This window comes from Streptomyces sp. NPDC003248 (genome assembly GCF_055563235.1).
Genome location: NZ_JBVHDT010000017.1, coordinates 133,355 through 158,248, shown reverse-complemented (window position 1 = coordinate 158,248; position 24,894 = coordinate 133,355). Strand labels below are relative to the sequence as shown.

Below are 24,894 nucleotides of genomic sequence, written 5' to 3'. Positions count from 1 at the left end.
CCGGGCTTTTCCCTTCGGTCTTGCGTTTCCGACTCTATCAGATCTTTTCTCGATCCGATTTCCTCGGCGCTTTCCAGGTTTCCGCTCTCGCGGTTCCCTTTCCGGCGGTTCCGACTCTATCAGACCGTTTCCGATCCGATTCCCTGTCGGCTGGATTTGCCTGAGGCCTTTCGGCTTTCGCCTGTCGGCCTTTCGACATTCACTACGTTAGCCGATTCCCTCGCGAGCTCATAATCGAGTTCCATCGAGTTCGAATTCAGGCGTGCGGGCACGCCGGAATCGACCCTGCTGAGGGGTGTCTAGGTAGTGGGTTGGCCGCTCCGGCTGCAGGCGAATGCCGTACCCGGTTCAGCGGCTTGGGCTACATTACGCGCCCGTCAAGAGCGAGTCAACTTCGACGGCGCCTAGGGACATGGGGGCGGTAGGGGCTCACCGTCGGGTCGTCGTCGACCCAGTAACGCCATGGGTGGACGGCTCCGTCGCCGGACACTCCCGTCCTGGGGCCGTTGCGCACCTGCTCGGGAGGTACGGGGGTGCCCGCCAGGATGCGGAGGGGCGTGTCTCCGGGGGTGCAGGCGTCCGTGCCGTCGAGGGCGCGGTCCACGTCCAGGGCTGTGGCCAGACGGGCGGGACCTTTGGCCAATTCCTTGTCGTTGCGGGCCGAGAGTCGGCGGGTGCGGGCCAGCTCGGCGCCCTCGACGATCTCGCCGGCGCGCAGCAGGACGGCGCTCGCGCTGCCGTCCGGGCCGCAGACGAGGTTCATGCAGTGCCACATGCCGTAGGTGAAGTAGACGTACACGTGTCCGGGCGGACCGAACATCACGCTGTTGCGGGCGGTGCGGCCACGGAAGGCGTGGGAGCCGGGGTCGTTCGGGCCGTCGTAGGCCTCGACCTCCGTGAGGCGCAGGGTGATCGGACCGTCCGGGGTCGTGCGGACGAGAAGGCGGCCGAGGAGGCCGGGGGCGACCTCCAGGACAGGGCGGTCGAAGAAGGACCGGGGGAGGGGCGTACGGTCGGGGGTCGCGATCATGCCCTCCGAGCGTAGTGCAGGCGGGTGGGTGCGTCGGGGTGGTCGGCGGGCTCTCGGCTTGCCAGGGTGTGTGACGGAACCGGCCACGGCCGGGTCGCGTTTAGAGGATCAAGGATCCAGTCGTAGAGGTCGTAGAGGGGAAGTCATGGCGTTCAAGAAGCTGCTCGCGAGTCTCGGGGCCGGCGGGGCTTCGGTCGAGACGGTGCTGACCGAGGTCAACGTGGTCCCGGGCGGCGTGGTCCAGGGCGAGGTGCGGATCCAGGGCGGGTCCGTGAACCAGCAGATCGAGGGGCTGTCCGTCGGGCTGCAGGCCAAGGTCGAGGTGGAGAGCGGCGACCAGGAGTACAAGCAGGACATCGAGTTCACCAAGCAGCGGCTGGGCGGGGCCTTCGAGCTGCAGGCGGGTGCGGTGCACGCGGTGCCGTTCGGCCTGGAGATCCCGTGGGAGACGCCGATCACGATGATCGACGGGCAGGCGCTGCGCGGGATGAACATCGGTGTGACCACCGAGCTGGAGATCGCGCGGGCCGTGGACTCCGGTGACCTCGACCCGGTGAACGTGCACCCGCTGCCGGCGCAGAAGGCGATCCTGGACGCCTTCATCCAGCTGGGCTTCCGTTTCAAGAACGCCGACCTGGAGCGCGGCCACATCCGGGGCACCCGGCAGAAGCTGCCGTTCTACCAGGAGATCGAGTTCTTCCCGCCGTCGCAGTACCGGGGCCTGAACCAGGTCGAGCTGAGCTTCGTGGCCGACGCGCAGGCCATGGACGTCGTGCTGGAGATGGACAAGAAGCCCGGGCTGTTCGGTGAGGGCAGCGACACCTTCCGCTCGTTCCAGGTGGGGCTGAACGACTACCAGGGGACCGACTGGGCGGCGTACCTCAACCAGTGGCTGTCCGAGGTCGGCAGCAAGCGCAACTGGTTCTAGGCTCGGAACCACTGACTCCAGAACCGTTCAGGAGGTACCGAGGTGACCGAGCACAAGAGGCGGCCGCTCCCCCACGACTTCCATCCTCCCGTGCCGTCTTTCACGGTGACGAGCGAGGACGTCGAGGAGGGCGCGACCCTCAAGAGTGCGCAGGTCCACGCGGAGGGGAACACCTCGCCGCAGCTGCGGTGGGAGGGGTTCCCGCCCGAGACCAAGAGCTTCGCCGTGACGTGCTACGACCCGGACGCCCCCACGGGCAGCGGGTTCTGGCACTGGGTCCTGTTCGACATCCCGGCCTCGGTGACCGAGCTGCCGGTGGGTGCGGGCAGCGGGAAGTTCGACGGCCTGCCGGAGGGCGCCGTCCACGCGCGCAACGACTACGGGACGAAGGACTTCGGGGGCGCCGCGCCGCCGCCCGGGGACGGTCCGCACCGCTACGTCTTCACCGTGTACGCGGTGGATCAGGACAAGCTCGGTCCGGACGCGGACACCTCGCCCGCCGCCGTGGGCTTCAACCTGCGGTTCCACACGATCGCGCGCGCCCAGCTGATCGGTGAGTACGAGAACCCCGCGCGGAGCTGACGCCGTCGGCTGAGCGAGCTCATCGTTCATTCAACGTTTGTCCGCCCCTGGTCTTGGAAGTGATCAGGGGCGGGCATTTTTGTTGCCGGGGGTCGCGGGGGTCGCCCCCCGTGGGAGCAGCAGATATTGCGTTGTCCATCCCGGCGTGCCCGGCCAGAGTTGATCCCAGCCCGCCAGGGGGTGGGCCGGTGCACACGGGAGGTGGGCTGGTATGCGGGACACGCTGGTACTCAACGCGAGCTTCGAGCCGTTGTCGACGGTGACGCTGAACCGAGCCGTCGTTCTGGTGCTTCAGGACAAGGCCGTCGTCGAACAGTCCCACCCCGAACTGCGCATGCGAGGGGCCGCCGTGGACATACCGGCGCCCCGGGTGATCAGGCTCTGCCGGTACGTGAGGGTGCCGTTCCGAAGACAAGCACCGTGGTCGAGGCGGGGTGTGCTGGTCAGGGACCGGCACCGGTGCGCGTACTGCGGGCGGCGGGCGACGACCGTGGACCACGTGGTGCCGCGGGCGCAGGGCGGGCGGGACTCGTGGCTGAACACGGTCGCCTCGTGCGCGGAGGACAACCACCGCAAGGCGGACCGGACTCCGGAGCAGGCGGGGATGCCGTTGCTGCGGCTGCCGTTCGAGCCGACTCCGCAGGACGCGATGCTGTTGGCCCTGGGGCAGGAGGACTTGGCCGCGCTGCCGGAGTGGCTGGCCGTGGACGCGGCTTAGCGGTGCGCCGCAGGGCCGCCCTGGCCGGCCCGTGTACGGACGGAGCCCCGCACCCCTGCGAACGGGGTGCGGGGCTCTCTGCCGTCCGGTTCCGTCAGTCGATCGACGGCTTCTCGCGGCGCTCCGGGATCTTCTTCTCGGTGCCGCCGCCGTTGGAGCCCGAACCGCCGCCCATCGCGCCGAAGTTGCCCATCGCGCCGGAGAGGCCCTTGAGGGCGTCACCGATCTCGCTGGGGACGATCCAGAGCTTGTTGGCGTCGCCCTCGGCGATCTTCGGGAGCATCTGGAGGTACTGGTAGGAGAGCAGCTTCTGGTCCGGGTCGCCGGCGTGGATCGCCTCGAAGACGGTGCGGACCGCCTGGGCCTCGCCCTCGGCGCGCAGGGCGGCGGCCTTGGCCTCGCCCTCGGCGCGCAGGATCTGGGACTGCTTCTCGCCCTCGGCGGTGAGGATCGCGGCCTGGCGCGTACCTTCGGCGGTGAGGATCGCGGCGCGCTTGTCGCGGTCGGCGCGCATCTGCTTCTCCATCGAGTCCTGGATGGAGGTCGGCGGCTCGATCGCCTTGAGCTCGACACGGTTGACGCGGATGCCCCACTTGCCGGTGGCCTCGTCGAGGACGCCGCGCAGAGCCGCGTTGATCTCCTCGCGGGAGGTCAGGGTCCGCTCCAGGTCCATGCCGCCGATGATGTTGCGCAGCGTGGTGACGGTGAGCTGCTCGATCGCCTGGATGTAGCTGGCGACCTCGTAGGTCGCGGCCCGGGCGTCGGTCACCTGGTAGTAGATGACCGTGTCGATGTTGACGACCAGGTTGTCCTGGGTGATCACCGGCTGGGGCGGGAACGGCACGACCTGTTCACGCAGGTCGATGCGGTTGCGGATGGTGTCGATGAACGGGACGACGATGTTGAGTCCGGCGTTCAGCGTGCGCGTGTAGCGGCCGAAGCGCTCCACGATCGCGGCGCTCGCCTGTGGGATGACCTGGATCGTCTTGATCAGGGCGATGAAGACCAACACCACCAGAATGATCAAGACGATGATGACCGGTTCCATCGTGCTCCCCGTCCCCTTCTCCGCCTCGGCGCTTTCGGAAGATCTTAGGCTTGTTGAAGATCTTGCTGGTCGAGTCTGACAGACGGTCGTGCGGCTCGTGGTGTGTTCTGTCCACTTGCGTGGTGCGGGAGTTGTGCAAGGTCAGATGACGATCGCCGTGGCTCCCTCGATGTCCACGACGTCGACCTCCTGGCCCACCTCGTAGGCGTGGTCGGTGTCGAGGGCGCGGGCCGACCAGACCTCGCCGGCGAGTTTGATGCGTCCGCCGGAGCCGTCGACCCGTTCCAGTACGACGGCCTGTTTGCCCTTCAGCGCGTCGACACCGGTGACGAGTTGGGGGCGCTGTCTGCTGTGGCGGGCCGCGATGGGCCGTACGACGGCGATGAGGGCGACCGACACGGCGAGGAAGACGAGTACTTGGGCGACGGTGCCGAGGCCGAGGCCCGCGGCGACGGCGGCCGCGACGGCGCCGACCGCGAGCATGCCGAACTCCGGCATCGCGGTCACCACGAGCGGTATGCCGAGCGCTGCCGCCCCCACGAGCCACCACACCCACGCGTCGATGTCGTCCACGCGTTCATGGTAGGACCGAGGGTCGTGCCGCCGACAGAGCGCGAAGGGGGGCGGTCGGGACGGCGGTCAGGACAGCGGCAGGCCGTGGGCGGTCCAGCGGTCGCCGACCTGTTCCACGACGAGGGGGAGGCCGAAGCAGTGGGAGAGGTTGCGGGAGGTGAGTTCGAGTTCGACCGGGCCGGCGGCGAGGACCTTGCCCTGGCGGATCATGAGGACGTGGGTGAAGCCGGGGGCGATCTCCTCGACGTGGTGCGTCACCATGATCATCGACGGGGCGATGGGGTCGCGGGCGAGGCGGCCGAGGCGGCGGACGAGGTCCTCGCGGCCGCCGAGGTCGAGGCCGGCGGCGGGCTCGTCCAGGAGCAGCAGTTCGGGGTCGGTCATGAGGGCGCGGGCGATCAGGGTGCGCTTGCGTTCGCCCTCGGAGAGGGTGCCGAACCTGCGGTCGAGGTACTCGGTCATGCCGAGGCGGTCGAGGAAGGCGCGGGCGCGCTGCTCGTCGACGGCCTCGTACTCCTCCTGCCAGCCGGCCGTCATGCCGTAGGCGGCGGTGAGGACGGTCTGGAGGACCGTCTGGCGCCTGGGCAGCTTCTCGGCCATGGCGATGCCGGCCATGCCGATGCGGGGGCGCAGTTCGAAGACGTCGGTGCCGGGCCTGCCGAGGGTCTCGCCGAGGATGGTGGCGGTGCCCTTGCTGGGGTAGAGGTAGCTGGAGGCGAGGTTCAGGAGGGTCGTCTTGCCGGCTCCGTTGGGGCCGAGGATGACCCAGCGTTCGCCCTCCTTGACCGACCAGGAGACCTGGTCCACCAGAGCCCGGTCCTCGCGGACCACGGATACGTCCTGAAGCTCCAGAACATCGCTCATGAGCGCGTTGTCTCCCCTTGCAGTGTGGCCGGACTCGGTCGTCGCGTACGCCTGTGGCTCGGACCGCCGCGCGCGGGTGGGCGCGGCCCTCCGGGAAAATCTACGCCACCGGTCGGGGGAGCCGTTCCATCGGTCCGGTCCTTAGGGTGGGGGGATGCTTTCGGAACCGCGCTCTGGTCGCCTTGCCGCTTGGGGAAACGCGCTTCTGTCCGGATTTGTCTCTCCGGACGATGCGGTGCACGCCATAGTCGGTGCCGATGCCGTGCACCGGGTGGCGGGGCTGCCCGGCGAGGCGTCGCCCGTCGGACTCACGCTCGCTCTGGGGCGGCTGCGGGCGCTGGGGGTGAGGGGGTTCCGGGTGGCGCTGCCCGCGTCCGGGCATCCGCTGGGGCTGAGCGGGCCGCCGGAGTTCAACGCGCGGGCGCTGGAGGCGGAGGAGGCGGTGATCTGCCACGGGGCGGCGCTGGGGCTGGTGCCGGAGGTGTCCGAGGCCGGGCCCGAGGGCGATGTGCACGCCGGGGTGGTGTGGCGCTGTCTGGCGGTGCGGGAGGCGCCGCCCGCCGACGTGCCGTCGCTGGGCGAGGCGGAGCGGGAACTGGCGGAGGCGTTGCGCGACGCCACGGCGGTGTTGTCGCGGCTGGACGTGGCGGGGTCCGGGCCGGTGGCGGAGGCGGCGATCGACGCGTACCGGGCTCGGTCGGAGAGGGGGCGGGAGGTGCTCGCGCCGGGGTATCCGCCGCGGGCGGTGCGGGTGCTGGAGCTGGCGCAGCGGGTGGGGTTGCTGGTCTCCCTCGCCCTGGAGCGCGGGCACGGGGGTGCGGTGAGCGCGTCGGAGATGGCGGCGCGCGGGGAGGCGCTGCGGCCGGTGGAGCGGACGGCTCGGCGGGCGCAGGTCGCCGCGTACAACGCGTATGTGGAGGAGCTGGAGCGGGGGGTGCGGTGAGGGCCTCGCCGGGGTGAGCGCGTCGGTCGGGCGGACGGCCGGCGCCGGTGGGAGCCCGCGGTCCGACGGGGGGGCGGGGCACGCACGGGTCCCGTGTTCTTTCCGGCGGGGGCGGGGCGCGTACGGGGCCTGTGTTCTTCCGACAGGGCCGGGTCACGCACGGGGGCCTGTGTTCTTCCCGACGGGGCCGGGTCACGCACGGGGGCCTGTGTTCTTCCCGACGGGGCCGGGTCACGCACGGGGGCCTGTGTTCTTCCCGACGGGAGGCTCCGTGCGGGCCGAGCGGTTTCGGGCGTGCACGGCGACATGCGGACCGGCCTCCCCCGGAGTGGGGCCGGGGGAGGCCGGTGTGCGCGAAGGGCGTCAGTGGTTGAGGCCCGAGTTGCCGAAGGCCGGGTTCAGGACGCCGATGACGTTGACGCTGTTGCCGACGGCGTTGACCGGGACGTGCACCGGGACCTGGACGACGTTGCCCGAGAGGACGCCCGGCGAGCCCTCGGCCACGCCGTGGGCCGCCGCGCCGCCGGTGGCGGAGGCCATGCCGGCGCCCGCGGCGACCAGACCGCCGGCCACCATCGTCACGGCCGCTGCCTTCTTCAGGTTCTTCACTTCTGAGTCCTCCTGGCCCTGCTGGCGAGTGCCGCGGCAGTCGCCGCGGTACGCACTGGAGAACGCGGGCGCCCGGCGGAGGGTGCGCCGTCCGGGGGACATTCCCACGACGGTATGAATCTCGGACCGGAGGGAACCGCTCCGCGGGGGCGCCCCGGCACGCTCCCGGTCGTGCGCCGGGGCGCGTCTCAGCCGGTCACGCCATGGCGTACGGCCCACAGGGCGGCCTGGGTGCGGTCGGCCAGGTCGAGTTTCATCAGGATGTTCGAGACGTGGGTCTTGACGGTCTTCTCGGAGAGGACCAGGGCGCGGGCGATCTCCCGGTTGGAGCGGCCGTCCGCTATCAGCCCGAGGACCTCGCGCTCCCGCTCGGTGAGCGAACCGCCCCTGCCCTGCCCGGTGGTGGCCTCCTCCTGGGAGAGCAGGGCGCCCGCGACCTCCGGCTGGAGCAGGATGTGGCCGGCGTGGACCGAGCGGATGGCGCCGGCCAGGGCGTCGGGGTCCACGTCCTTGTAGACGTATCCGGCGGCGCCCGCGCGCAGGGCCGGCACCACGGTGCGCTGTTCGGTGAAGCTGGTGACGATCAGCACGCGCGCGGGGTTGGCGAGTTCGCGGAGCCTGCGGAGGGCCTCCACGCCGTCCGTGCCGGGCATCTTGACGTCCATCAGGACGACGTCGGGCCTCAGCTCCTCGGCGCGGGCGACGCCCTCGGCGCCGTCGGCCGCCTCGCCGACGACCTCGATGTCGTCCTGGACCTCCAGGAAGGTGCGCAGGCCCCGGCGGACGACCTGGTGGTCGTCGACGAGCAGCACCTTGATTGCGTCAGCCACCGGGGGCCTCCATCTCGATCGTGGTGCCCTTGCCGGGCGCCGATTCCACCACCAGGCTGCCGCCGACGCCGCTCGCCCGGTCCCGCATGGAGACCAGGCCGAGGTGGCGGCCGGCCCTGCGGACCGTCGTGGGGTCGAAGCCGCCGCCGTCGTCCGTGACGCGCAGGACCGCGGCCGGGCCGCGCCGGTGGAGGCTGACGTCGACGTGCTCCGCGCCGGAGTGGCGCAGCGCGTTGTGCAGGGCCTCCTGGGCGACGCGCAGCAGGGCCTCCTCCTGGGCGGCGGGCAGGGCGCGGACGCCGTGGCTGGTGAAGGTCACGCGCGCGGAGTGGGCGCGGTCGAGGACCTGTATCTGGGTGCGGAGGGTGGCGACCAGGCCGTCCTCGTCGAGGGCGGCGGGGCGCAGCTCCACGACGGCGGCGCGCAGTTCGTCGGCGGCCTCGGCGGCGAGCGCGGCGACCTGCTGGAGTTCGCCCTTGGCGCGGGAGGGGTCGCGGTCGACGAGGGCGGCGGCGGCCTGGGCGGTCAGGCGCAGGGAGAACAGCTTCTGGCTGACCGCGTCGTGCAGTTCGTGGGCCAGTCGCGAGCGTTCCTCGGCGATGGTCAGTTCGCGGCTGCGCTCGTACAGGCGGGCGTTGGTGAGGGCGATCGCGGCGTGCTGGGCGAGGATGGAGAGCAGTTCCTCGTCGTCCTCGGTGAAGCCGCAGCCGCCGGCCGGCTTGGCGCAGTTCTTGTTGGCGAGGTACAGCGCGCCGACGACCTCGTCGCCGTCGCGGATGGGCAGGCCGAGGAAGTCGGACATGTCCGGGTGGGCGGACGGCCAGCCCTCGAAGCGCGGGTCCTGGCGCACGTCGGCGAGGCGCTCGGGCCGGGCCTCGTGGAGCATCGCGGCGAGGATGCCGTGCTGGCGGGGCAGGGGGCCGATGGCCTTCCACTGCTCCTCGCCGACGCCGTCGACGACGAACTGGGCGAAGCCGCCGTGGTCGTCCGGGACGCCGAGCGCGGCGTACTGCGCGTCGAGCAGCTCGCGGGCCGAGGCGACGATCGTCTTGAGGACGTCGCGCACCTCGAGGTGCCTGCTCATGGCCAGCAGCGCGGAGCTCACCGCGGCGAGGCCGGACCGGGGGCCTTGACTCATGCCCTCACGGTACCGGCGGGGTGTGACAGGGGGATCGGACCGGTGGCGGCGTCGGGGTGGGGCCCGGAGCCTAGGTCCGCGGTCCCGGGCGCCGGGCCTAGGTCCGCGGTCCCGGGCGCCGGGCCTAGGTCCGCGGTCCCGGGCGCCGGGCCTAGGTCCGCGGTCCCGGGCGCCGGGCGTAGGGCGCGCGGCGGGGGTGCGGGGACGTACGCCGAAGGGCCCCGGTGTCGCCCGCCCCGCGTCCGAGGCGGGGCGGGCGGGGCGGTTCCTACGGTGAGGGCACCGCCGAGCGGCGGCGGGTCGTCGGACGAAGGGACGGTTGTCATGCCGGTGGCGATCATCACGGGAGCGTCGAAGGGCCTGGGGAGGGCGTTGGCCGAGGCGCTGGCCGCGCGGGGCTGGGATCTGGTGCTGGGCGCCAGGACGGCGGAGGTGCTCAAGGAGACGGCGGCGGCGGTCGCGGCGGAGCACGGGACGCGCGTCGAGGCGGTGGCCGGGGACGTCACCGATCCCGCGCACCGGTCGGAGCTGGTGGCGGCCGCCCGCCGGCTCGGCGGCTGCGACCTGCTGGTGAGCAACGCGAGCGCGCTGGGCGCCGAGCCGCTGGTCCGGCTGGCGGAGCTGCCCGCGGACGGACTGCGGCGGGCGCTGGAGGTGAACGTCGTGGCCGCGCTGGGGCTGGTCCAGGAGGCGCTGCCGCTGCTGCGGTCGGCGCGGGCGGGCGCGGTGGTCACGGTCAGCTCGGACGCGGCCGCCGAGGCGTACGGGACGTGGGGCGGCTACGGGGCCTCGAAGGCGGCGCTCGACCAGCTCGCGGCGGTGCTCGGCGTGGAGGAGCCGGGGCTGCGGGTGTGGTCGGTGGACCCCGGGGACATGGCCACGGACCTGTACGCGGCGGCCGTGCCGGACGACGACGCTCCGCGGCCGGATCCGCGCACCGTGGCGCCGGCGTTCCTGCGGCTGCTGGACGAGCGGCCGGCCAGCGGGCGGTACGGGGCTCCGGCGCTGCTGGGGGGACGGCGATGACGCCGGTCACGGGGGTCTCCCCGCACGAGCGCAGCCGACGCCGGGGCAGTGTGCCCGAGGAGCTGTCGGCGCGGGTGCCGGCCGAGCAGCGCGGCCCCGGCCGGGGTCGGGACTCCGTACGGCTGCTGGTGTCGCGGGGGACGGAGGTGGCGCACCACGTGTTCCGGGAGCTGCCCGGGCTGCTGCGGGCCGGGGACCTGCTGGTGGTGAACACCTCGCCCACGCTGGCGGCCGCGGTGGACGGGTGGATCGGGCACGCGCGCGTGGTGGTGCACTTCTCCACGCGCGGGGACGACGGGCGGTGGGCGGTCGAGCTGCGGGATCCGGACGGGAGGGGCACCACGCGCGCGCGGGTGGGGAGAGCGGCGGGCACGGTCCGGGGAACGGAGGTGCGGCTGCCGGGAGGCGTGCGGCTCGTGTGCGAGGAGGCGCTGGGCGGGGACGACGGGCGGCTGTGGTGGGCGCGGGTGTCCGGCGGGCCGGTGCCGGTGCTGCTGCGGGGGCACGGGCGGCCCATCCGGTACTCCTACACGGAGCGGGACCAGCCGTTGTCGGTGTACCAGACGGTGTTCGCGCTGCCGTCGGCCGACGGGTCGGGCAGTGCGGAGATGCCGAGTGCCGCGCGGCCCTTCACCGCCCGGCTGGTGACGGAGCTGGTCAGCCGCGGGGTGCGGTTCGCGCCGGTCACCCTGCACACGGGGGTGGCCTCGGCGGAGGCGCACGAGCCGCCGTACCCGGAGTGGTTCGCGGTGCCGGAGGCGTCGGCCCGGCTGATCAACGCCGTGCGGGCCGAGCGGGACGGGCGCGGGGCGCTCGCCCGGCAGGGCGGCGGGAGGCGGACGGCGGGGCGGGTGATCGCGGTGGGGACGACGGCCGTGCGGGCCGTGGAGTCGGCGTCCGGGGCGGACGGGGTGGTGCGCGCGCGGGAGGGGTGGACGGACCTCGTCGTCACGCCCGGGCGCGGGGTGCGGGTGGTGGACGGGCTGCTGACCGGGCTGCACGAACCGGAGGCCTCGCACCTGCTGATGCTGGAGGCGGTGGCGGGCCGGGCCGCGGTCGACCGGGGCTACGAGGAGGCACTGCGCGGGCGGTACCTGTGGCACGAGTTCGGGGATCTGCACCTCCTTCTGCCGGGGGACGGGGACCACCGTCCCGCCTGAGCGGGGCGGTCCGGTCCCGTCCGGACGAGGCCCTCCCGTCCCGTCTGCGCGGGGCGGTGCGATCCCGCCGCGAAACCACTCACGCTCGGCATTGCGCCAGCAACTGGCAGTGAGAAGCCTGAGAGGCGGATGTGAGCCCGCACATAGGGTGCACATCACGTACGAAGGGCCTTAGGAGTCAAAAGGGTCCGGGTTGAACGGGACAGACGTTGTGGTCTGTCCCGTTTTGCCGTTCCCTGATCCACTACCCGGCTTCGTACGTCACATGATTGCCTCCGAATTTTGCGGCCGCTAACAATGGCTGCCGTCGCTCAGCGCCGCGGGCTCTCCCCGCGGCGTTCGTGCCGAAAGCACCCGTGTCCGCCGTGGACAGACAGAGCGACCTCCGCGCTATCGAAGAGGTCATTCCGCCATGCCCAAGAACACTCGCAGGATCGCGATCGCCGGTGTCACCACGCTCGGTGCCGCCGCCATCGCCTTCTCCGTGGTGCCGGCCGACACGCACACGACCACGACGGACGCCGCCTCCCCGGCCCGCGTCGCCTACAGCTCCGAGCCGGTGAAGGACGTCAAGGCCGGCGTGACCGGCCGGCAGGCCGGCGTCACCGTGAAGCTGGACGCCATCGAGGCGAAGAAGAAGGCGGCCGCCGACGCCGCGGCCGCGCAGAAGAAGGCCGCCGCCGCTGCCGCCGCGGCGAAGAAGGAGGCCGCCGCCGACGCGGCCGCCCAGAAGAAGGCGGTGGCCCGTGCGGTCGCGAAGGCCGCCGCCGAGCGCAAGGTGCAGCAGGCCACGAGCCGGGCCTCCCTGCGCGCCGCCGTCCAGCCGGCCTCCGTCAAGAGCTACCCGAACAACCTCGACGGCTGGATCCGCGAGTCGCTCGCCATCATGAAGAAGCACGGCATCCCGGGCTCCTACTCGGGCATCCACCGCAACATCATGCGCGAGTCCTCCGGCAACCCGTACGCCATCAACAACTGGGACATCAACGCCATCAACGGCGTCCCGTCGAAGGGCCTGCTCCAGGTCATCCCGCCGACCTTCTCGGCCTACCACGTCCCGGGCACGTCCTGGAACATCTACGACCCGGTCGCCAACATCACCGCCGCCTGCAACTACGCGGCCCACCGCTACGGCTCCATGGACAACGTCAACAGCGCGTACTGAGCCTGTCGGCCGACGCCGTAGGTCCGCGAACGCCGAAGGGCGGCACCCCGGTCGGGGTGCCGCCCTTCGGCGTCGGCCGCGTGCGGACTACTTCCGCATGACCTCGGGCTCGTGGCGGCGCAGGAAGCGGGCCACGAAGAAGCCGCAGATCACGCCGAGGGCGATCAGGGCGGCCATGTCCATGGCCCAGGCGCCGACGGTGTGCTCCCACAGCGGGTCGTTGCCGACGCCCTCCTCGGGCGGGCTGATCTTGTTGAAGTCCAGCGTGGCGCCCGCGGCGGCGACCGCCCAGCGGGAGGGCATCAGGTACGAGAACTGGTTGACGCCGATCGAGCCGTTCAGGGCGAACAGGCAGCCGGTGAAGACGACCTGGATGATCGCGAACATGACCAGCAGGGGCATGGTCTTCTCGGCGGTCTTCACCAGCGCGGAGATGATCAGGCCGAACATCATCGAGGTGAAGCCGAGCGCCATGATCGGCAGCGACATCTCCAGGAGCGTGAGCTTGCCGAGGACCAGGCCCTCCTCCGGGATCTCCCGGCTGGAGAGGCCGATGACGCCGACCAGCAGCCCCTGGAGCACGGTGATCATGCCCAGCACGAACACCTTGGACATCAGGTACGCCGAGCGCGACAGGCCGGTCGCGCGCTCCCGCTCGTAGATGACCCGTTCCTTGATCAGCTCACGGACGGAGTTCGCGGCACCGGCGAAGCAGGCGCCGACGGCGAGGATCAGCAGGACCGTGGTGGCCGTGCCGTTGGGGATGATCCGGCCGGTCTTCGGGTTGGCCGGGTTCGGCAGCAGGCCGCGGTCCGGGTCGATGAGCAGGCTCACCGCGCCGAGGACGGCCGGCAGGATCACCATGAGGGCGAGGAAGCCCTTGTCGGAGACGATCACCGAGACGTAGCGGCGCACCAGTGTGACGAACTGGGACATCCAGCCCTGCGGCTTCGGTGGCCGCAGGGCCTGCATCGGCGGCATCTGTACGGACTGCGGCGCGGTGGCGTCGATGTCCGCGGCGTACATCTGGTAGTGCTGCGAGCCCTTCCAGCGGCCCGCCCAGTCGTAGTCGCGGTAGTTCTCGAAGGCGGAGAAGACGTCGGCCCAGGTGTCGTAGCCGAAGAAGTTCAGCGCCTCCTCGGGCGGGCCGAAGTAGGCGACCGAGCCACCCGGCGCCATCACCAGGAGCTTGTCGCAGATCGCCAGTTCGGCCACCGAGTGGGTGACGACGAGGACCGTGCGCCCGTCGTCGGCGAGGCCGCGCAGCAGCTGCATCACGTCGCGGTCCATGCCCGGGTCGAGGCCGGAGGTCGGCTCGTCCAGGAAGATCAGCGACGGCTTGGTGAGCAGCTCCAGGGCCACCGAGACACGCTTGCGCTGGCCGCCGGAGAGGGAGGTGACCTTCTTCTCCTTGTGGATGTCCAGCTTCAGTTCGCGCAGCACCTCGTCGATGCGGGCCTCGCGCTCGGCCGCCGTGGTGTCGGCGGGGAAGCGGAGCTTGGCCGCGTACTTGAGGGCCTTCTTGACGGTCAGCTCCTTGTGCAGGATGTCGTCCTGCGGGACCAGACCGATGCGCTGGCGCAGCTCGGCGAACTGCTTGTACAGGTTCCGGTTGTCGTAGAGGACGTCGCCCTGGTTGGCGGGCCGGTAGCCGGTGAGCGCCTTGAGCAGGGTGGACTTGCCGGAACCGGACGGGCCGATGACCGCGATCAGGGACTTCTCCGGCACTCCGAAGGAGACGTCCTTCAGGATCTGCTTGCCGCCGTCGACCGTGACGGTCAGGTGGCGGGCGGAGAAGGACACCTCACCGGTGTCGACGAACTCCTCGAGGCGGTCGCCGACGATCCGGAACGTCGAGTGGCCGACGCCGACGATGTCGGCCGGGCCGAGCAGCTGCGAGCCGCCCTTGGCGATCGGCTGGCCGTTGACGTACGTGCCGTTGTGCGAGCCGAGGTCGCGGATCTCCATACGGCCGTCGGGCATGGAGTGGAACTCGGCGTGGTTGCGGGAGACCTGGAGGTCGGAGACGACCAGGTCGTTCTCCAGGGCACGGCCGATGCGCATGACGCGGCCGAGGGAGAACTGGTGGAAGGTGGTCGGGCTGCGGTCGCCGTAGACCGGCGGCGCCCCCGCGCCGACGCCGGGGCCCTGCTGCTGCGGGATGGGCGCGGCGGCCTGCTGCGGCGGCTGCCAGCCGGCCTGCGGCGCCTGCGGGTGCGGCGCCGGCTGCTGCGGTGCCTGCTGGTGCGGTGCCGGCTGGTGCGGTGCCGGCTGACCCCAGCCGGGGTTCGCGCCCTGCGCCGCGTACGGCTGCTGCTGCGGCTGGGCCTGCGGCGCGGCGACGTTCGCCGCCGCGCCGGAGAGGTTCAGGCGGGGGCCGTCGGTCGCGTTGCCGAGGTGCACCGCCGAACCGGCGCCGAGCTCCACCTGCTGGACCCTTTGGCCCTGCACGAACGTGCCGTTGGTGCTGCCGTGGTCCTCCAGGACCCAACCACGGCCGTTGAAGCTGACCGTGGCGTGACGCCAGGAGACCCTGGCGTCGTCGAGGACGATGTCCCCCTGCGGATCGCGTCCCAGGGTGTAGGCCCTGGACGGATCCAGTCTCCAGGTGCGTCCGTTCAATTCCAGTACGAGTTCCGGCACTCCATGCCCCACTGAGTAGTCCCCCGAGTTACCCCCGTCGCAGGGAGTCTAGGGATGTCGAACATCGTCGGGAACTATTTCAGGCACGGCCCCCTGACCGAAAGCCGGGCCTTGTGAAGACCGCGTAGGGGCTCCTCGGCCGTATCCGTTGACGAGGTTGAAACCGGGCCGGAGAGTGGTAAACAAACGCGAGAAGGGACGGAAACGGCGATCTTCGCCGCTCCGCACCGCGGATCGGGGGGTCTGCATGGGTGCCGGCACGGGTGTCGGGGGCGTCGGGAGCTCGGAGCGCGGCGCGGGTGTGCCGTGGGCCGACGTGCTGGTGTCCGCGATCGCCGCGGTGAGCTGGGCATTGATCGGGATGGCGGGGACCGCGGCGCTCGGGCTGCACCTGCTGGAGGCCGACGCGGCGGGCTCGTTGGGCCCGATGACGGCGGCGGTGGTGGCGCTCGGGGCGGGTGGTGCGGTGACGCCGTCGGGGGACGTGTCGGCGTTCGGCCTCACGGGCGCGGAGGCGGTGACGGCCGTCGAGATCACGCCACTTGGCGTCGGCCTGGTCGGGGCGCTGCTGCTGTCGTGGTTCTTCCTGCGGTCCCTGCGCACGGCGGGCGCGGTGATCGCGCCCGCCGAACTCCTCGCCCGCGCGGCCACGATGGTCGCCCTGTTCGTGGCGGTGCTGGGCGGGCTGGCCTGGGCGGGGCACGACGTCGTCACGATCGACGGGGGCACGCTCGGGCTGGACGACCTGTCCGGCGGGGGCGGGGGCGGTGGGGTCGAGATCCCCGGGCTGGGCGACCTGGGGGACGTCGGTGGTCTGCTGCCGGACCGGCTCGGGGATCTGATGGACGCTCAGGCGGCCGTCGGCTACACCGTCGACACGGTCCCGACGCTGCTCGGCGGACTGCTGTGGTCGGCGGGGGTCCTGACGGTCGCCCTGCTGGCCTCGCGCCGTACGCCCCTGCCGCGGGGGTGGGAGGCCGTGCACCGGGTGGTACGGCCCGCCGTGTCCGCCGTCGTCACCGTGCTGCTGGTCTCCGTGGCGGCCGGGTTCGCCGCGGCCGCGTACGGGGCGATCGGCGACGACGACCCCGGGCGCATCGCGGGGGCGGCGCTGCTGGGCGCGCCGAACGGGGCCTGGCTCGGTCTCGGCATCGGCCTGTTCGTGCCGTGGGACGGCAGGGCTACGGGCGTCCTGACCGGCGTGCTGCCGGCTCCGCTGGACCGGCTGCTGGGCATGGGCACCGAGCAGTCGGTGACGCTGGGCCGACTGGCCGAACTGGACGGTCGCGTGTGGCTGTTGGCGGTGGCGGTGGTCGTGATGATGCTGCTGGCCGGGGTGTTGGCAGCCGTACGGACGCCGTTCGAGGCGGCCCGGGACTCGGGCGCCGTCGGGGGCGCCGGCGTCGTCGGCTTCGCCGGACGGTGTGCGCTGCGGCTCGGGGTCGTGACCGGGGTGGCCCTGCCGTTGCTCGTCCGGCTGACGGACGTGTCCGCGGACGCCTCCCTGTCCGTGCTGGGGTTCGACGCCTTCGAGGCCGGGATCGAACTGCACGGGCACCTCGGCACGGCGGTGCTGCTGGGCGTCGCGTGGGGTGCCGGGGCGGGGGGCGTCGGCGCGGCACTGGCCTGCGCGACCGGGGCGGCGGGTGGACGGGCGGCGCCGCTGGCACGGGGTGTCAGGGAGGTGGGGGCGCCGGGGGTGGGGGTGCCGGGGGTGGGGCGTGGTGCGGGGGGTGGTGGGGGAGAAGGCGGTGGGGCAGGAGGCGGTGGGGCAGGAGGCGGTGGTGGTGGTGCAGGAGGCGGTGCGGCTGGGGTCGGGGGCGGGTTCGCGGGTGTCGGGTATGGGGGCGCGGCAGGTGCAGGTGTCGGGCACGGAGACGAGGGAGACGCAGGTGTCGGGCCCCGGGGCGCCGGGGCCGGGGAGGCGGAGCGTCCGGGGGTCGGGCCCGGCGAGGGCCGGTCCGGACCGTACGCACCGAGCGCTCCGTACCGGCCGCCCAATCCGGCGACCAACCCGTACCTGCGCGTGCCGGACCGTCTACGGGAGCCGGAGGACGCGCGCCCCGGGGCCCCGAGCGGGCGCAGCACGGACGCGTCCCCGCCCGAGGACTCCCGTCCCGCCCCACCGCCGGGCGGTCCCGGGCCCCGCCCCGGTGGGGCCGCGCCGTCCGCGCCGTCCGCACCGTCCGCGCCGGGTTTCCCGCCGGGGCCGAGCGGAGCCGTTGGGTCTGTGGGCGCAGCCCGGCCCGTCGATCCTCCTGCTCCTCCGGGTGCTCCGGGTGCTCCGGACACGCCGGGTGCCGGGCGGCGTCCGGACGGGCCGCCGCCGCTCGGCGACCTGTACGACGCGCCCACCATGGTCCGGCCCGTCGGACCGCCGCCCCGGTCCCCACGGCGTCCCGGCGACCCTCCGCGACCCGGCGACCCTCCGCGACCCGGGAACCCGCCGCGGCCCGGGGAGCGACCGGGGCCCGGGGAGCGACCGGCGCGGGACGCCGACGACGGACCGCCTCCGCCACCCCCGCCACCCCGGCGGCCCCCCTCGTCTCCCCCGCCCTCACCGCCGCACCCTCCGTCGGTTCCTCCCCCACCGCCTCCGGCAGCGCCCCCGCCCGACAGGCCGAAGCGGCCCCGCTGAGCCGTCCGAAGCGGCCCCGCTGAGCCGTTCGGCCGTAGGGCGGGACGTGTGGCGGCAGCCGTGGCCGCGTCGTCATGCGCGGGTCACCGGCACGCCACCCACTGTTCCGTGTCCGCTAGGCGGACCTGGGCGGCGGTCGGCACTGGGTGCCGGATACGGTGGGTACACCATGAGCGCTGAGCAGACCTCGCCGACCGACGTCCCCACCCTCCTTGTCAAGATCTTCGGCAAGGACAGGCCGGGCATCACGGCCGGCCTCTTCGACACCCTCGCCGCCTACTCCGTCGACGTGGTCGACATCGAGCAGGTCGTCACCCGTGGCCGTATGGTGCTGTGCGCGCTCGTGACCGAGCCGCCGCACGGGCTGGAGGGGGACCTCCGGGCGACCGTCCACAGCTGGGCGGAGTCGATGAAGATGCAGGCGGAGATCATCTCCGGCATCGGTGACAACCGGCCGCGCGGTCTCGGCCGCTCCCTCGTCACCGTGCTCGGCCACCCGCTGACCGCGGAGGCCACGGCCGCCGTCGCCGCCCAGATCACCAAGGTGGGCGGCAACATCGACCGCATCTTCCGGCTGGCCAAGTATCCGGTGACGGCCGTCGAGTTCGCGGTCTCCGGTGTGGAGACGGAGCCGCTGCGCACCGCCCTGGTCACGGACGCGGCCGCGCTGGGTGTCGACATCGCCGTCGTGGCGGCGGGCCTGCACCGGCGCGCCCAGCGGCTCGTGGTCATGGACGTCGACTCCACGCTCATCCAGGACGAGGTGATCGAGCTCTTCGCCGCGCACGCCGGCTGTGAGGAGCAGGTCGCCGAGGTGACGGCGGCGGCGATGCGGGGCGAGCTGGACTTCGAGCAGTCGCTGCACGCGCGCGTGGCGCTGCTGGAGGGGCTGGACGCGTCGGTCGTGGAGAAGGTGCGCGCGGAGGTGCGGCTGACGCCGGGTGCGCGCACCCTCATCCGGACGCTGAAACGACTCGGCTACCAGGTGGGGGTCGTCTCCGGCGGCTTCACCCAGGTCACCGACGACCTCAAGGAGCGGCTGGGGCTCGATTTCGCCCAGGCGAACACGCTGGAGATCGTCGACGGGAAGCTGACGGGCCGGGTCACCGGGGAGATCGTGGACCGCGCGGGCAAGGCGCGGCTGCTGCGCAGGTTCGCCGCCGAGGCCGGCGTACCGCTGTCGCAGACGGTGGCGATCGGCGACGGCGCCAACGACCTGGACATGCTCAACGCGGCCGGTCTCGGTGTCGCCTTCAACGCCAAGCCGGTCGTGCGGCAGGCCGCCCACACGGCGGTGAACGTGCCGTTCCTGGACACCGTCCTGTATCTGCTGGGCATCACCCGCGAAGAGGTCGAGGCGGCGGACACCCACGACGAGCGGTAGCCGTATCGGCCCGCAGCGGTCGAAGGCAGGGCCCGGCACCGTAGGGGTGCCGGGCCTCGCGCGTGCCGGTGCGTGCCACGTGCCGGTGCGTCTCGCGTGCGGGATGCTCCGGCACCGGACGCGGATCACTCCTGCCGCGGGCTCACTCGGACGGCGCCCAGTAGTCGGTCAGGGTGCCGACGGCAGGCTCCAGGGACTTCCAGGAGCCGTCGAAGGACACGACGGCGAAGGCGGCGGCCGGGAAGCCGCGGCGGTTCATGCGCTCGCGGGCGTCGTCCTCGGCGGTGCCCGAGAGGATGTCGGCGAGGCCGTGGATGCCCGGGTTGTGGCCGACGAGGAGGATGCTGCGCACGTCGTCGGGGGTTTCGTTGAGCAGGGCGATCAGCTCGCCCGGGGAGGCCTCGTAGATCCGCTCTTCGTAGACGGTTTTCGGCCGCTGCGGGAACTCCTGGACGGCGAGCTTCCACGTCTCGCGGGTGCGGGTGGCGGTGGAGCACAGCGCGAGATCGATGGCGATGTCGGTGTCGGTCAGCTTGCGTCCGGCGATGGCGGCGTCATGACGGCCCCGCTCGGAGAGCGGCCGCTCGTGGTCGGTCACCTGGGGCCAGTCGGCTTTCGCATGCCGGAAGAGGACGATCCTGCGGGGTTCTACGACGCTCATGGCTCCCAGCTTCGCATGAAACAGGCCATGCGGCGCAGGGAGTTGACATGCGCCTTCGCCGGTCGGCCGGGGGTGGAGGGCGTGCGGTGACGGGCGTGCCCGGGGCGTGATCGACACGGCTAGCGCGCGAGCAGGTGGCGCACGCGCTCGACGAGGTGCGGGATCGTCGGGTCGCCGGCGGCCGCCTGGGCGTCGGACGGGTTCAGTATCAGCGTGAGCAGGGCGACGAAGGCCAGGGCCGGGAGCGCCAGGGCCCACCAGGGCAGCCGGGTGGCGATACCGCCGCTCGGGGCGACCGGGTGGGGCCGGGTGTGCGTAGGGGCCGGCATGGGTGCCTCCGCGGGTCTTCGAGTCGTCCGTGGGCCGCGTCGCGCGGTCACTTCTCGAAGGTACGGATCCGGCGGGCCTCCCCCCATCCGGTGGTCCACCCACTTGACCCTGACCCTGGCCCCCTAGGGGACAGGGGGGTTAACCCCACCGCCCGAGGGGAGCAGGCGCGTCAGGGCGAGGCGATCGTCGCGACGACGGCGATGATCACGAAGATGAGGAGGAACGAGCCGAAGACGAGCAGCATCTTCTTCTGGCCGTTCTGGGGGTTCGGGTCGAGCACGGGCATGCGCCCAGTCTCGCACCCGCCGCGCGATGCGGTATCCCCGGGGTCGACGCGGTGCGCCCCGGGGGCGACGCGGTGCGCCCCGGGGTCGACGCGGTGCGCCCCGGGGGCGACCAGGGTCGACCCGGTACCCCCTGGGTCGACGCAGTGGGCACCGAGGTCAGCGGGCGGCGGCCTCGTCCTCCACGGTGCGGTCGCGGCCGGCGAGCACGCCCACCACCGTCTGCGGGACCATCAGCGCCGCCATCAGCGCGAGGGGCAGGCCCCAGCCTCCGCTGTGCTGGTAGAGGACGCCCACCAGGAGCGGGCCGGGGATCGAGATCAGATAGCCGGTGCTCTGGGCGAAGGCCGACAGCTGGGCCACGCCGGCGCCGGTCCTGGCCCGCATGCCGACCATGGTGAGGGCCAGCGGGAAGGCGCAGTTGGCGACGCCGAGCAGCACCGCCCAGGCCCAGGCGCCGCCGGCGGGCGCGAGGTAGAGGCCGGCGTATCCGGCGAGGCCGCAGACACCGAGCGCGAGCACGATCGGGCCTTGGTGCGGCAGCCGGGCCGCCACGCGCGGGATGACGAAGGCCAGGGGCACGCCCATCACCATCGTGACGGCGAGGAGCAGGCCCGCCGTGCTCGCGGCCACGCCCGCGTCCCGGAAGATCTGCGCCATCCAGCCCATGGTGATGTAGGCGGCGGTGGCCTGGAGCCCGAAGAAGACGGCGAGCGCCCAGGCGGTGCGGCTGCGGGTGACGCGCATCCCGGCCGGCGCCTCCGCGCGCGCGGTGGCCCGCGCGTCGGGCGCCGCCTCCCGCCTGCGCACCTGTGGCAGCCACGCCAGGACGGCGACCGCCGCCAGGCCGGCCCAGACCGCGAGCCCGGGCTGCCATCCGCCGCCCAGCGCGTCGGTCACGGGCACGGTGATCGCCGCGGCGGTCGAGGTGCCGAGGGCGAGGGCCATCGAGTACAGGCCGGTCATGGAGCCGACCCGGTCGGGGAACCAGCGCTTGACGATCACCGGCATCAGGACGTTGCTGACGGCGATGCCCATGAGGGCGAGGGCGCTGGCGGCCAGGAAACCGGGCGTGCTCCCGGCGTACGGCCGTATCAGCAGGCCCGCGGTGATCGCGGCCATGCCCGCGCAGACCACCGCGCCCGGTCCGAAGCGGCGGGCGAGGCGGGGGGCGGTGACGCCGAAGACGGCGAAGCAGAGCGGGGGCACGGAGGTCAGCAGGCCGGCCACGCTGCCGCTCATGCCGAGGCCGTCGCGGACCTCTTCGAGGAGGGCGCCGAGGCTCGTGATGGCCGGACGGAGGTTGAAGGCGGCCAGCACGATGCCGGCCACGAGCAGGCGTTGCGCCCACGCGCGCGTGTCCGTCCGCGGCTCTGGGGCAACCGCCGGAGCGGTCGGGGCGGGGGACGGCGTCGTCCGTGTTTCCTCACTGACCATGAGGCCCATCATAGAATCATAGGATGATTGGTTGTCCATCCCCGGGTGCCGTCACCCCGTCCCGCCCGTGCGAAGGTGTGCCATGCCCCTGAGCCATCCCCGTCGCTCGGCGCTGTCCGAGCAGGTCATCACCGCGCTGCGTACCCAGATCACCTCGGGTGAATGGCCGGTGGGCTCGCGCATCCCGACGGAGCCCGAGCTGGTCGAGCAGTTGGGCGTCGCCCGGAACACCGTCCGCGAGGCCGTCCGCGCCCTCGCGCACAACGGCCTGCTGGACATCCGGCAGGGCTCGGGCACGTACGTGGTGGCGACGAGCGAGCTGGCGGGCGTGATGCACCGCCGTTTCGCCGCCGCGGACCCGCGGCACATCGCCGAACTGCGCTCCACGCTGGAGTCCGGCGCGGCGAAACTGGCCGCCGAGCGGCGCACCGAGAAGGACCTCAAGCAGTTGGACGCGCTGCTGCTGCGGCGCGAGGAGACGTGGGAGTCGGGCGACGCCGAGGCGTTCGTCGCGGCGGACGCGACCTTCCACCTGGCCGTGGTGGCCGCCTCCCACAACGACGTCATGACCGCGATGTACGCGGACCTCGGCGAGGTGCTGCGGGACTGGCTGCGCGAGGACGTGGGCGAGGAGCTGACGCCGGAGACGTACATGGACCACACGCGGCTGGTGGACGCGATCCGCGCCGGGGACGCGGAGCGGGCGGCCACGGAGGCGGCGAGCTATCCGTTCCTGTGCCGGCCCGGGCGGTTCACGGCGTCCGGTGGCTGACCCAGGCCGTGGTGGGGCTCACGGCGTCCGATGGCTGCCCCAGGCCGTGGGGCTCACGGCCTGCGGTGGCTGACCCAGGCCGCGCCGACCTCCTTCCAGCACCGGCCGGTCAGCCGTACGGTCATGGCGGGTCCGGCGTCGGCGGGGGCTCCGTCGGTGTCCAGGTCCCACCAGCGGGCGCACTCGATGTGCAGGCGGACGCGGTCGACCTCGGCGTAGGGGTTGTGGCAGTAGGCGACGACGTGGGAGCCGCGGACCGTGACGCGGCACTCCGCGCCGAACGGTTCCGGCGGGGCGGAGGGCTTCGGTGCCCGCGCGGGCGACGCCTCCCCGCGCGCGTGGGGCAGGGCGTGGTACGGCAGGGAGAGGACGACGAAGACGGCGACGGTCACTGGGGCCACGCTGCGGGACAGGCGCACAAGGGGGACCTCCTCGGCCGTGCTGGGGAGGGAAGCGCGTGCGGAAGGCACACCTCATCATGGCTGGTGACGGCCCCTGCCCGCCCGGTCGAGTACGCCGGACGGGTGACGCCCCGCCCCCCGCGAGACGCGGGGGACGGGGCGTCGGTACTTCGGTGCTTCGGTGCTTCGGCGCTTCGGCGCTTCGGCGCTTCGGCCGGTGGTCAGGCGCCGATGGCGTGCAGACCGCCGTCCACGTGGATGATCTCGCCCGTGGTCTTCGGGAACCAGTCGCTGAGCAGGGCGACGACACCGCGGCCGGCCGGCTCGGGGTCCTTGAGGTCCCACTCCAGCGGGGAGCGGCTGTCCCACACGGCGGCCAGGTCGTTGAAGCCCGGGATGGACTTGGCGGCCATGGAGCCGATCGGGCCGGCGGAGATGAGGTTGCAGCGGATGTTCTGCTTGCCCAGGTCGCGGGCCATGTAGCGGCTGGTGGCCTCCAGCGCGGCCTTGGCCGGGCCCATCCAGTCGTACTGGGGCCAGGCGTACTGCGCGTCGAAGGTGAGGCCGACGACCGAGCCGCCGTTCTGCATCAGCGGCAGGCAGGCCATGGTGAGCGACTTCAGGGAGTACGCCGAGACGTGCATGGCCGTGGCGACCGACTCGAACGGCGTGTTGAGGAAGTTGCCGCCGAGGGCGTCCTGCGGCGCGAAGCCGATGGAGTGGACGACGCCGTCGAGGCCGCCCAGCTCCTCGCCGACGACGTCGGCCAGGCGGCCGAGGTGCTCGTCGTTGGTGACGTCGAGCTCGATGACCTTGGTGGGCTTCGGCAGCTTCTTGGCGATGCGCTCGGTCAGCGTGGGCCGCGGGAACGCGGTCAGGATGATCTCGGCGCCCTGCTCCTGGGCCAGCTTGGCGGCGTGGAAGGCGATGGAGGACTCCATCAGCACACCGGAGATCAGGACGCGCTTGCCCTCGAGAATTCCGCTCATGGTGATCAGTGACCCATTCCCAGTCCGCCGTCAACGGGGATGACGGCTCCAGTGATGTACGAGGCGTCGTCCGAGGCGAGGAACCGCACCGTCGCGGCGATCTCCTCCGGCTGCGCGTACCGGCCGAGCGGGACCTGCGAGACGATGCCCGCGCGCTGCTCGTCGGTGAGCACCTTGGTCATGTCGGTGTCGACGAAACCGGGCGCGACGACGTTGAAGGTGATGTTGCGCGAGCCCAGCTCACGGGCGAGGGATCGCGCGAAGCCGACCAGGGCGGCCTTGGAGGCGGCGTAGTTGGCCTGCCCCGCGGAGCCGAGGAGCCCGACGACCGAGGAGATCAGCACGACGCGGCCCTTCTTGGCGCGCAGCATGCCGCGGTTGGCGCGCTTGACGACCCGGAAGGTGCCGGTGAGGTTGGTGTCGACGACCGAGGTGAAGTCCTCCTCGGACATGCGCATCAGGAGCTGGTCCTTGGTGATGCCGGCGTTGGCGATCAGGACCTCGACCGGACCGTGCACGGCCTCGATCTCCTTGTAGGCCTGCTCCACCTGCTCGGCGTCGGTGATGTCGCACTTGACGGCGAGGCAGCCCAGTTCCGTCAGGGCGGCCGGCGGCTCACCCGAACGGTACGTGATCGCGACCTTGTCGCCGGCGTCGGCGAACGCGCGGGCGATGGCGAGGCCGATGCCCCGGTTTCCTCCGGTGACGAGAACCGAGCGGCTCAACGGATCACCCTTTCCC

General features: G+C 72.5%; 25 protein-coding genes. 10 read left to right on the top strand and 15 right to left on the bottom strand.

All coding sequences use genetic code 11. The annotated features are described in order from the left end of the window. Nucleotides 1-388 precede the first annotated feature (388 nt). Nucleotides 389-1,030: a DNA-3-methyladenine glycosylase gene (locus ACZ3KJ_RS30565; RefSeq protein WP_389524781.1), complete on the bottom strand. Its 642-nt coding sequence runs from the start codon at nucleotides 1,028-1,030 to the stop codon at nucleotides 389-391. Nucleotides 1,031-1,175: 145 nt separating this feature from the next. On the opposite strand from ACZ3KJ_RS30565, the gene ACZ3KJ_RS30560 reads away from it, so the two are divergent. From ACZ3KJ_RS30560 to ACZ3KJ_RS30550, 3 genes are all read left to right on the top strand, one after another. Beyond that, entirely contained in the window at nucleotides 1,176-1,958 is a 783-nt protein-coding gene (locus tag ACZ3KJ_RS30560) for a sporulation protein (RefSeq protein ID WP_389524778.1), read from the top strand. Nucleotides 1,959-2,000: 42 nt separating this feature from the next. Beyond that, the gene (locus tag ACZ3KJ_RS30555; RefSeq protein ID WP_467531709.1) at nucleotides 2,001-2,540 is read left to right on the top strand and encodes a YbhB/YbcL family Raf kinase inhibitor-like protein; all 540 of its coding nucleotides are present in this window, start codon (nucleotides 2,001-2,003) and stop codon (nucleotides 2,538-2,540) included. Nucleotides 2,541-2,751: 211 nt separating this feature from the next. Next, on the top strand, nucleotides 2,752-3,258 hold the full coding sequence (locus ACZ3KJ_RS30550; protein WP_467531707.1) for an HNH endonuclease: 507 nt from the start codon (nucleotides 2,752-2,754) through the stop codon (nucleotides 3,256-3,258). 94 nt (nucleotides 3,259-3,352) lie between these two features. Here ACZ3KJ_RS30550 and ACZ3KJ_RS30545 read toward each other — a convergent pair whose 3' ends face one another. The 3 genes from ACZ3KJ_RS30545 to ACZ3KJ_RS30535 all read right to left on the bottom strand — a co-directional run bounded on the left by ACZ3KJ_RS30545 (nucleotide 3,353) and on the right by ACZ3KJ_RS30535 (nucleotide 5,743). Then, nucleotides 3,353-4,306 carry an SPFH domain-containing protein gene (locus ACZ3KJ_RS30545; RefSeq protein ID WP_390656163.1) on the bottom strand — a complete coding sequence of 318 codons (954 nt, stop codon included), beginning with the start codon at nucleotides 4,304-4,306 and terminating at the stop codon, nucleotides 3,353-3,355. 141 nt (nucleotides 4,307-4,447) lie between these two features. Continuing rightward, on the bottom strand, nucleotides 4,448-4,879 hold the full coding sequence (locus ACZ3KJ_RS30540; protein WP_389524767.1) for an NfeD family protein: 432 nt from the start codon (nucleotides 4,877-4,879) through the stop codon (nucleotides 4,448-4,450). A 66-nt stretch (nucleotides 4,880-4,945) separates the two neighbouring features. Further along, complete coding sequence (locus ACZ3KJ_RS30535) at nucleotides 4,946-5,743, bottom strand: ABC transporter ATP-binding protein (RefSeq protein ID WP_467531705.1); 798 nt, start codon at nucleotides 5,741-5,743, stop codon at nucleotides 4,946-4,948. 154 nt (nucleotides 5,744-5,897) lie between these two features. Here ACZ3KJ_RS30535 and ACZ3KJ_RS30530 point away from each other — a divergent pair, with 154 nt between their 5' ends. Further along, a complete protein-coding gene (locus ACZ3KJ_RS30530) occupies nucleotides 5,898-6,686 on the top strand; it encodes a hypothetical protein (RefSeq protein ID WP_467531704.1) in 789 nt (262 codons plus the stop codon). Nucleotides 6,687-7,049: 363 nt separating this feature from the next. Here ACZ3KJ_RS30530 and chpE read toward each other — a convergent pair whose 3' ends face one another. From chpE to ACZ3KJ_RS30515, 3 genes are all read right to left on the bottom strand, one after another. Next, complete coding sequence (gene chpE / locus ACZ3KJ_RS30525; RefSeq protein WP_389524758.1) at nucleotides 7,050-7,295, bottom strand: chaplin ChpE; 246 nt, start codon at nucleotides 7,293-7,295, stop codon at nucleotides 7,050-7,052. A gap of 188 nt (nucleotides 7,296-7,483) precedes the next feature. Next, complete coding sequence (locus tag ACZ3KJ_RS30520) at nucleotides 7,484-8,125, bottom strand: response regulator (RefSeq protein WP_467531703.1); 642 nt, start codon at nucleotides 8,123-8,125, stop codon at nucleotides 7,484-7,486. After that, nucleotides 8,118-9,263 (bottom strand): GAF domain-containing sensor histidine kinase, encoded by a 1,146-nt coding sequence (locus ACZ3KJ_RS30515; RefSeq protein WP_467531702.1) that lies wholly within the window; start codon nucleotides 9,261-9,263, stop codon nucleotides 8,118-8,120. The genes ACZ3KJ_RS30520 and ACZ3KJ_RS30515 overlap by 8 nt, the downstream gene beginning before the upstream one ends. Nucleotides 9,264-9,587: 324 nt before the next feature. Between ACZ3KJ_RS30515 and ACZ3KJ_RS30510 the strand changes: the two genes are divergently transcribed. The 3 genes from ACZ3KJ_RS30510 (at nucleotide 9,588) to ACZ3KJ_RS30500 (ending at nucleotide 12,614) form a co-directional block, all read left to right on the top strand. Next, nucleotides 9,588-10,289 (top strand): SDR family NAD(P)-dependent oxidoreductase, encoded by a 702-nt coding sequence (locus tag ACZ3KJ_RS30510; protein WP_467531701.1) that lies wholly within the window; start codon nucleotides 9,588-9,590, stop codon nucleotides 10,287-10,289. Next, entirely contained in the window at nucleotides 10,286-11,449 is a 1,164-nt protein-coding gene (locus tag ACZ3KJ_RS30505) for an S-adenosylmethionine:tRNA ribosyltransferase-isomerase (protein ID WP_467531700.1), read from the top strand. The genes ACZ3KJ_RS30510 and ACZ3KJ_RS30505 overlap by 4 nt, the downstream gene beginning before the upstream one ends. A 412-nt stretch (nucleotides 11,450-11,861) precedes the next feature. After that, the gene (locus tag ACZ3KJ_RS30500) at nucleotides 11,862-12,614 is read left to right on the top strand and encodes a transglycosylase SLT domain-containing protein (protein WP_467531699.1); all 753 of its coding nucleotides are present in this window, start codon (nucleotides 11,862-11,864) and stop codon (nucleotides 12,612-12,614) included. Nucleotides 12,615-12,701: 87 nt separating this feature from the next. Here the strand turns inward: ACZ3KJ_RS30500 and ACZ3KJ_RS30495 are convergent, their stop codons facing one another. Beyond that, nucleotides 12,702-15,257 carry an FHA domain-containing protein gene (locus ACZ3KJ_RS30495; protein WP_467531698.1) on the bottom strand — a complete coding sequence of 852 codons (2,556 nt, stop codon included), beginning with the start codon at nucleotides 15,255-15,257 and terminating at the stop codon, nucleotides 12,702-12,704. Between the two features lie 247 nt (nucleotides 15,258-15,504). On the opposite strand from ACZ3KJ_RS30495, the gene ACZ3KJ_RS30490 reads away from it, so the two are divergent. Next, nucleotides 15,505-17,895 (top strand): streptophobe family protein, encoded by a 2,391-nt coding sequence (locus tag ACZ3KJ_RS30490; protein ID WP_467531696.1) that lies wholly within the window; start codon nucleotides 15,505-15,507, stop codon nucleotides 17,893-17,895. 169 nt (nucleotides 17,896-18,064) lie between these two features. Next, nucleotides 18,065-19,279: a phosphoserine phosphatase SerB gene (serB, locus tag ACZ3KJ_RS30485; RefSeq protein ID WP_389524735.1), complete on the top strand. Its 1,215-nt coding sequence runs from the start codon at nucleotides 18,065-18,067 to the stop codon at nucleotides 19,277-19,279. Nucleotides 19,280-19,421: 142 nt separating this feature from the next. Here serB and ACZ3KJ_RS30480 read toward each other — a convergent pair whose 3' ends face one another. The 4 genes from ACZ3KJ_RS30480 to ACZ3KJ_RS30465 all read right to left on the bottom strand — a co-directional run bounded on the left by ACZ3KJ_RS30480 (nucleotide 19,422) and on the right by ACZ3KJ_RS30465 (nucleotide 22,003). Further along, nucleotides 19,422-19,940 (bottom strand): SixA phosphatase family protein, encoded by a 519-nt coding sequence (locus ACZ3KJ_RS30480; RefSeq protein ID WP_467531694.1) that lies wholly within the window; start codon nucleotides 19,938-19,940, stop codon nucleotides 19,422-19,424. A 119-nt stretch (nucleotides 19,941-20,059) separates the two neighbouring features. Next, complete coding sequence (locus tag ACZ3KJ_RS30475; protein WP_389524730.1) at nucleotides 20,060-20,269, bottom strand: hypothetical protein; 210 nt, start codon at nucleotides 20,267-20,269, stop codon at nucleotides 20,060-20,062. Nucleotides 20,270-20,439: 170 nt separating this feature from the next. Beyond that, on the bottom strand, nucleotides 20,440-20,556 hold the full coding sequence (locus tag ACZ3KJ_RS30470; protein ID WP_385077999.1) for an SGM_5486 family transporter-associated protein: 117 nt from the start codon (nucleotides 20,554-20,556) through the stop codon (nucleotides 20,440-20,442). Nucleotides 20,557-20,713: 157 nt separating this feature from the next. Next, the gene (locus ACZ3KJ_RS30465) at nucleotides 20,714-22,003 is read right to left on the bottom strand and encodes a CynX/NimT family MFS transporter (RefSeq protein WP_467531691.1); all 1,290 of its coding nucleotides are present in this window, start codon (nucleotides 22,001-22,003) and stop codon (nucleotides 20,714-20,716) included. Between the two features lie 70 nt (nucleotides 22,004-22,073). On the opposite strand from ACZ3KJ_RS30465, the gene ACZ3KJ_RS30460 reads away from it, so the two are divergent. Then, nucleotides 22,074-22,763 carry a FadR/GntR family transcriptional regulator gene (locus ACZ3KJ_RS30460; protein WP_467531690.1) on the top strand — a complete coding sequence of 230 codons (690 nt, stop codon included), beginning with the start codon at nucleotides 22,074-22,076 and terminating at the stop codon, nucleotides 22,761-22,763. A 53-nt stretch (nucleotides 22,764-22,816) separates the two neighbouring features. Here ACZ3KJ_RS30460 and ACZ3KJ_RS30455 read toward each other — a convergent pair whose 3' ends face one another. From ACZ3KJ_RS30455 to fabG, 3 genes are all read right to left on the bottom strand, one after another. Beyond that, nucleotides 22,817-23,182, bottom strand: a complete 366-nt coding sequence (locus tag ACZ3KJ_RS30455) for a hypothetical protein (protein ID WP_467531689.1) — start codon at nucleotides 23,180-23,182, stop codon at nucleotides 22,817-22,819. A gap of 203 nt (nucleotides 23,183-23,385) precedes the next feature. Beyond that, the gene (gene fabI, locus ACZ3KJ_RS30450) at nucleotides 23,386-24,153 is read right to left on the bottom strand and encodes an enoyl-ACP reductase FabI (protein WP_467531687.1); all 768 of its coding nucleotides are present in this window, start codon (nucleotides 24,151-24,153) and stop codon (nucleotides 23,386-23,388) included. A 5-nt stretch (nucleotides 24,154-24,158) separates the two neighbouring features. After that, on the bottom strand, nucleotides 24,159-24,878 hold the full coding sequence (gene fabG / locus ACZ3KJ_RS30445) for a 3-oxoacyl-[acyl-carrier-protein] reductase (protein ID WP_389524715.1): 720 nt from the start codon (nucleotides 24,876-24,878) through the stop codon (nucleotides 24,159-24,161). Nucleotides 24,879-24,894: the final 16 nt, after the last annotated feature.

Excerpts from the sequence above, each read along its gene's own strand:
- ACZ3KJ_RS30475 (WP_389524730.1), bottom strand. The coding sequence starts at position 20,269 with ATGCCGGCCCCTACGCACACCCGGCCCCACCCGGTCGCCCCGAGCGGC.
- ACZ3KJ_RS30480 (WP_467531694.1), bottom strand. The coding sequence starts at position 19,940 with ATGAGCGTCGTAGAACCCCGCAGGATCGTCCTCTTCCGGCATGCGAAA.
- ACZ3KJ_RS30515 (WP_467531702.1), bottom strand. The coding sequence starts at position 9,263 with ATGAGTCAAGGCCCCCGGTCCGGCCTCGCCGCGGTGAGCTCCGCGCTG.
- ACZ3KJ_RS30545 (WP_390656163.1), bottom strand. The coding sequence starts at position 4,306 with ATGGAACCGGTCATCATCGTCTTGATCATTCTGGTGGTGTTGGTCTTC.
- ACZ3KJ_RS30500 (WP_467531699.1), top strand. The coding sequence starts at position 11,862 with ATGCCCAAGAACACTCGCAGGATCGCGATCGCCGGTGTCACCACGCTC.
- ACZ3KJ_RS30490 (WP_467531696.1), top strand. The coding sequence starts at position 15,505 with ATGGGTGCCGGCACGGGTGTCGGGGGCGTCGGGAGCTCGGAGCGCGGC.
- ACZ3KJ_RS30510 (WP_467531701.1), top strand. The coding sequence starts at position 9,588 with ATGCCGGTGGCGATCATCACGGGAGCGTCGAAGGGCCTGGGGAGGGCG.
- ACZ3KJ_RS30535 (WP_467531705.1), bottom strand. The coding sequence starts at position 5,743 with ATGAGCGATGTTCTGGAGCTTCAGGACGTATCCGTGGTCCGCGAGGAC.
- ACZ3KJ_RS30550 (WP_467531707.1), top strand. The coding sequence starts at position 2,752 with ATGCGGGACACGCTGGTACTCAACGCGAGCTTCGAGCCGTTGTCGACG.
- ACZ3KJ_RS30465 (WP_467531691.1), bottom strand. The coding sequence starts at position 22,003 with ATGATGGGCCTCATGGTCAGTGAGGAAACACGGACGACGCCGTCCCCC.
- ACZ3KJ_RS30530 (WP_467531704.1), top strand. The coding sequence starts at position 5,898 with ATGCTTTCGGAACCGCGCTCTGGTCGCCTTGCCGCTTGGGGAAACGCG.
- ACZ3KJ_RS30505 (WP_467531700.1), top strand. The coding sequence starts at position 10,286 with ATGACGCCGGTCACGGGGGTCTCCCCGCACGAGCGCAGCCGACGCCGG.
- ACZ3KJ_RS30560 (WP_389524778.1), top strand. The coding sequence starts at position 1,176 with ATGGCGTTCAAGAAGCTGCTCGCGAGTCTCGGGGCCGGCGGGGCTTCG.
- serB (WP_389524735.1), top strand. The coding sequence starts at position 18,065 with ATGAGCGCTGAGCAGACCTCGCCGACCGACGTCCCCACCCTCCTTGTC.
- ACZ3KJ_RS30565 (WP_389524781.1), bottom strand. The coding sequence starts at position 1,030 with ATGATCGCGACCCCCGACCGTACGCCCCTCCCCCGGTCCTTCTTCGAC.
- ACZ3KJ_RS30460 (WP_467531690.1), top strand. The coding sequence starts at position 22,074 with ATGCCCCTGAGCCATCCCCGTCGCTCGGCGCTGTCCGAGCAGGTCATC.
- fabI (WP_467531687.1), bottom strand. The coding sequence starts at position 24,153 with ATGAGCGGAATTCTCGAGGGCAAGCGCGTCCTGATCTCCGGTGTGCTG.
- ACZ3KJ_RS30470 (WP_385077999.1), bottom strand. The coding sequence starts at position 20,556 with ATGCCCGTGCTCGACCCGAACCCCCAGAACGGCCAGAAGAAGATGCTG.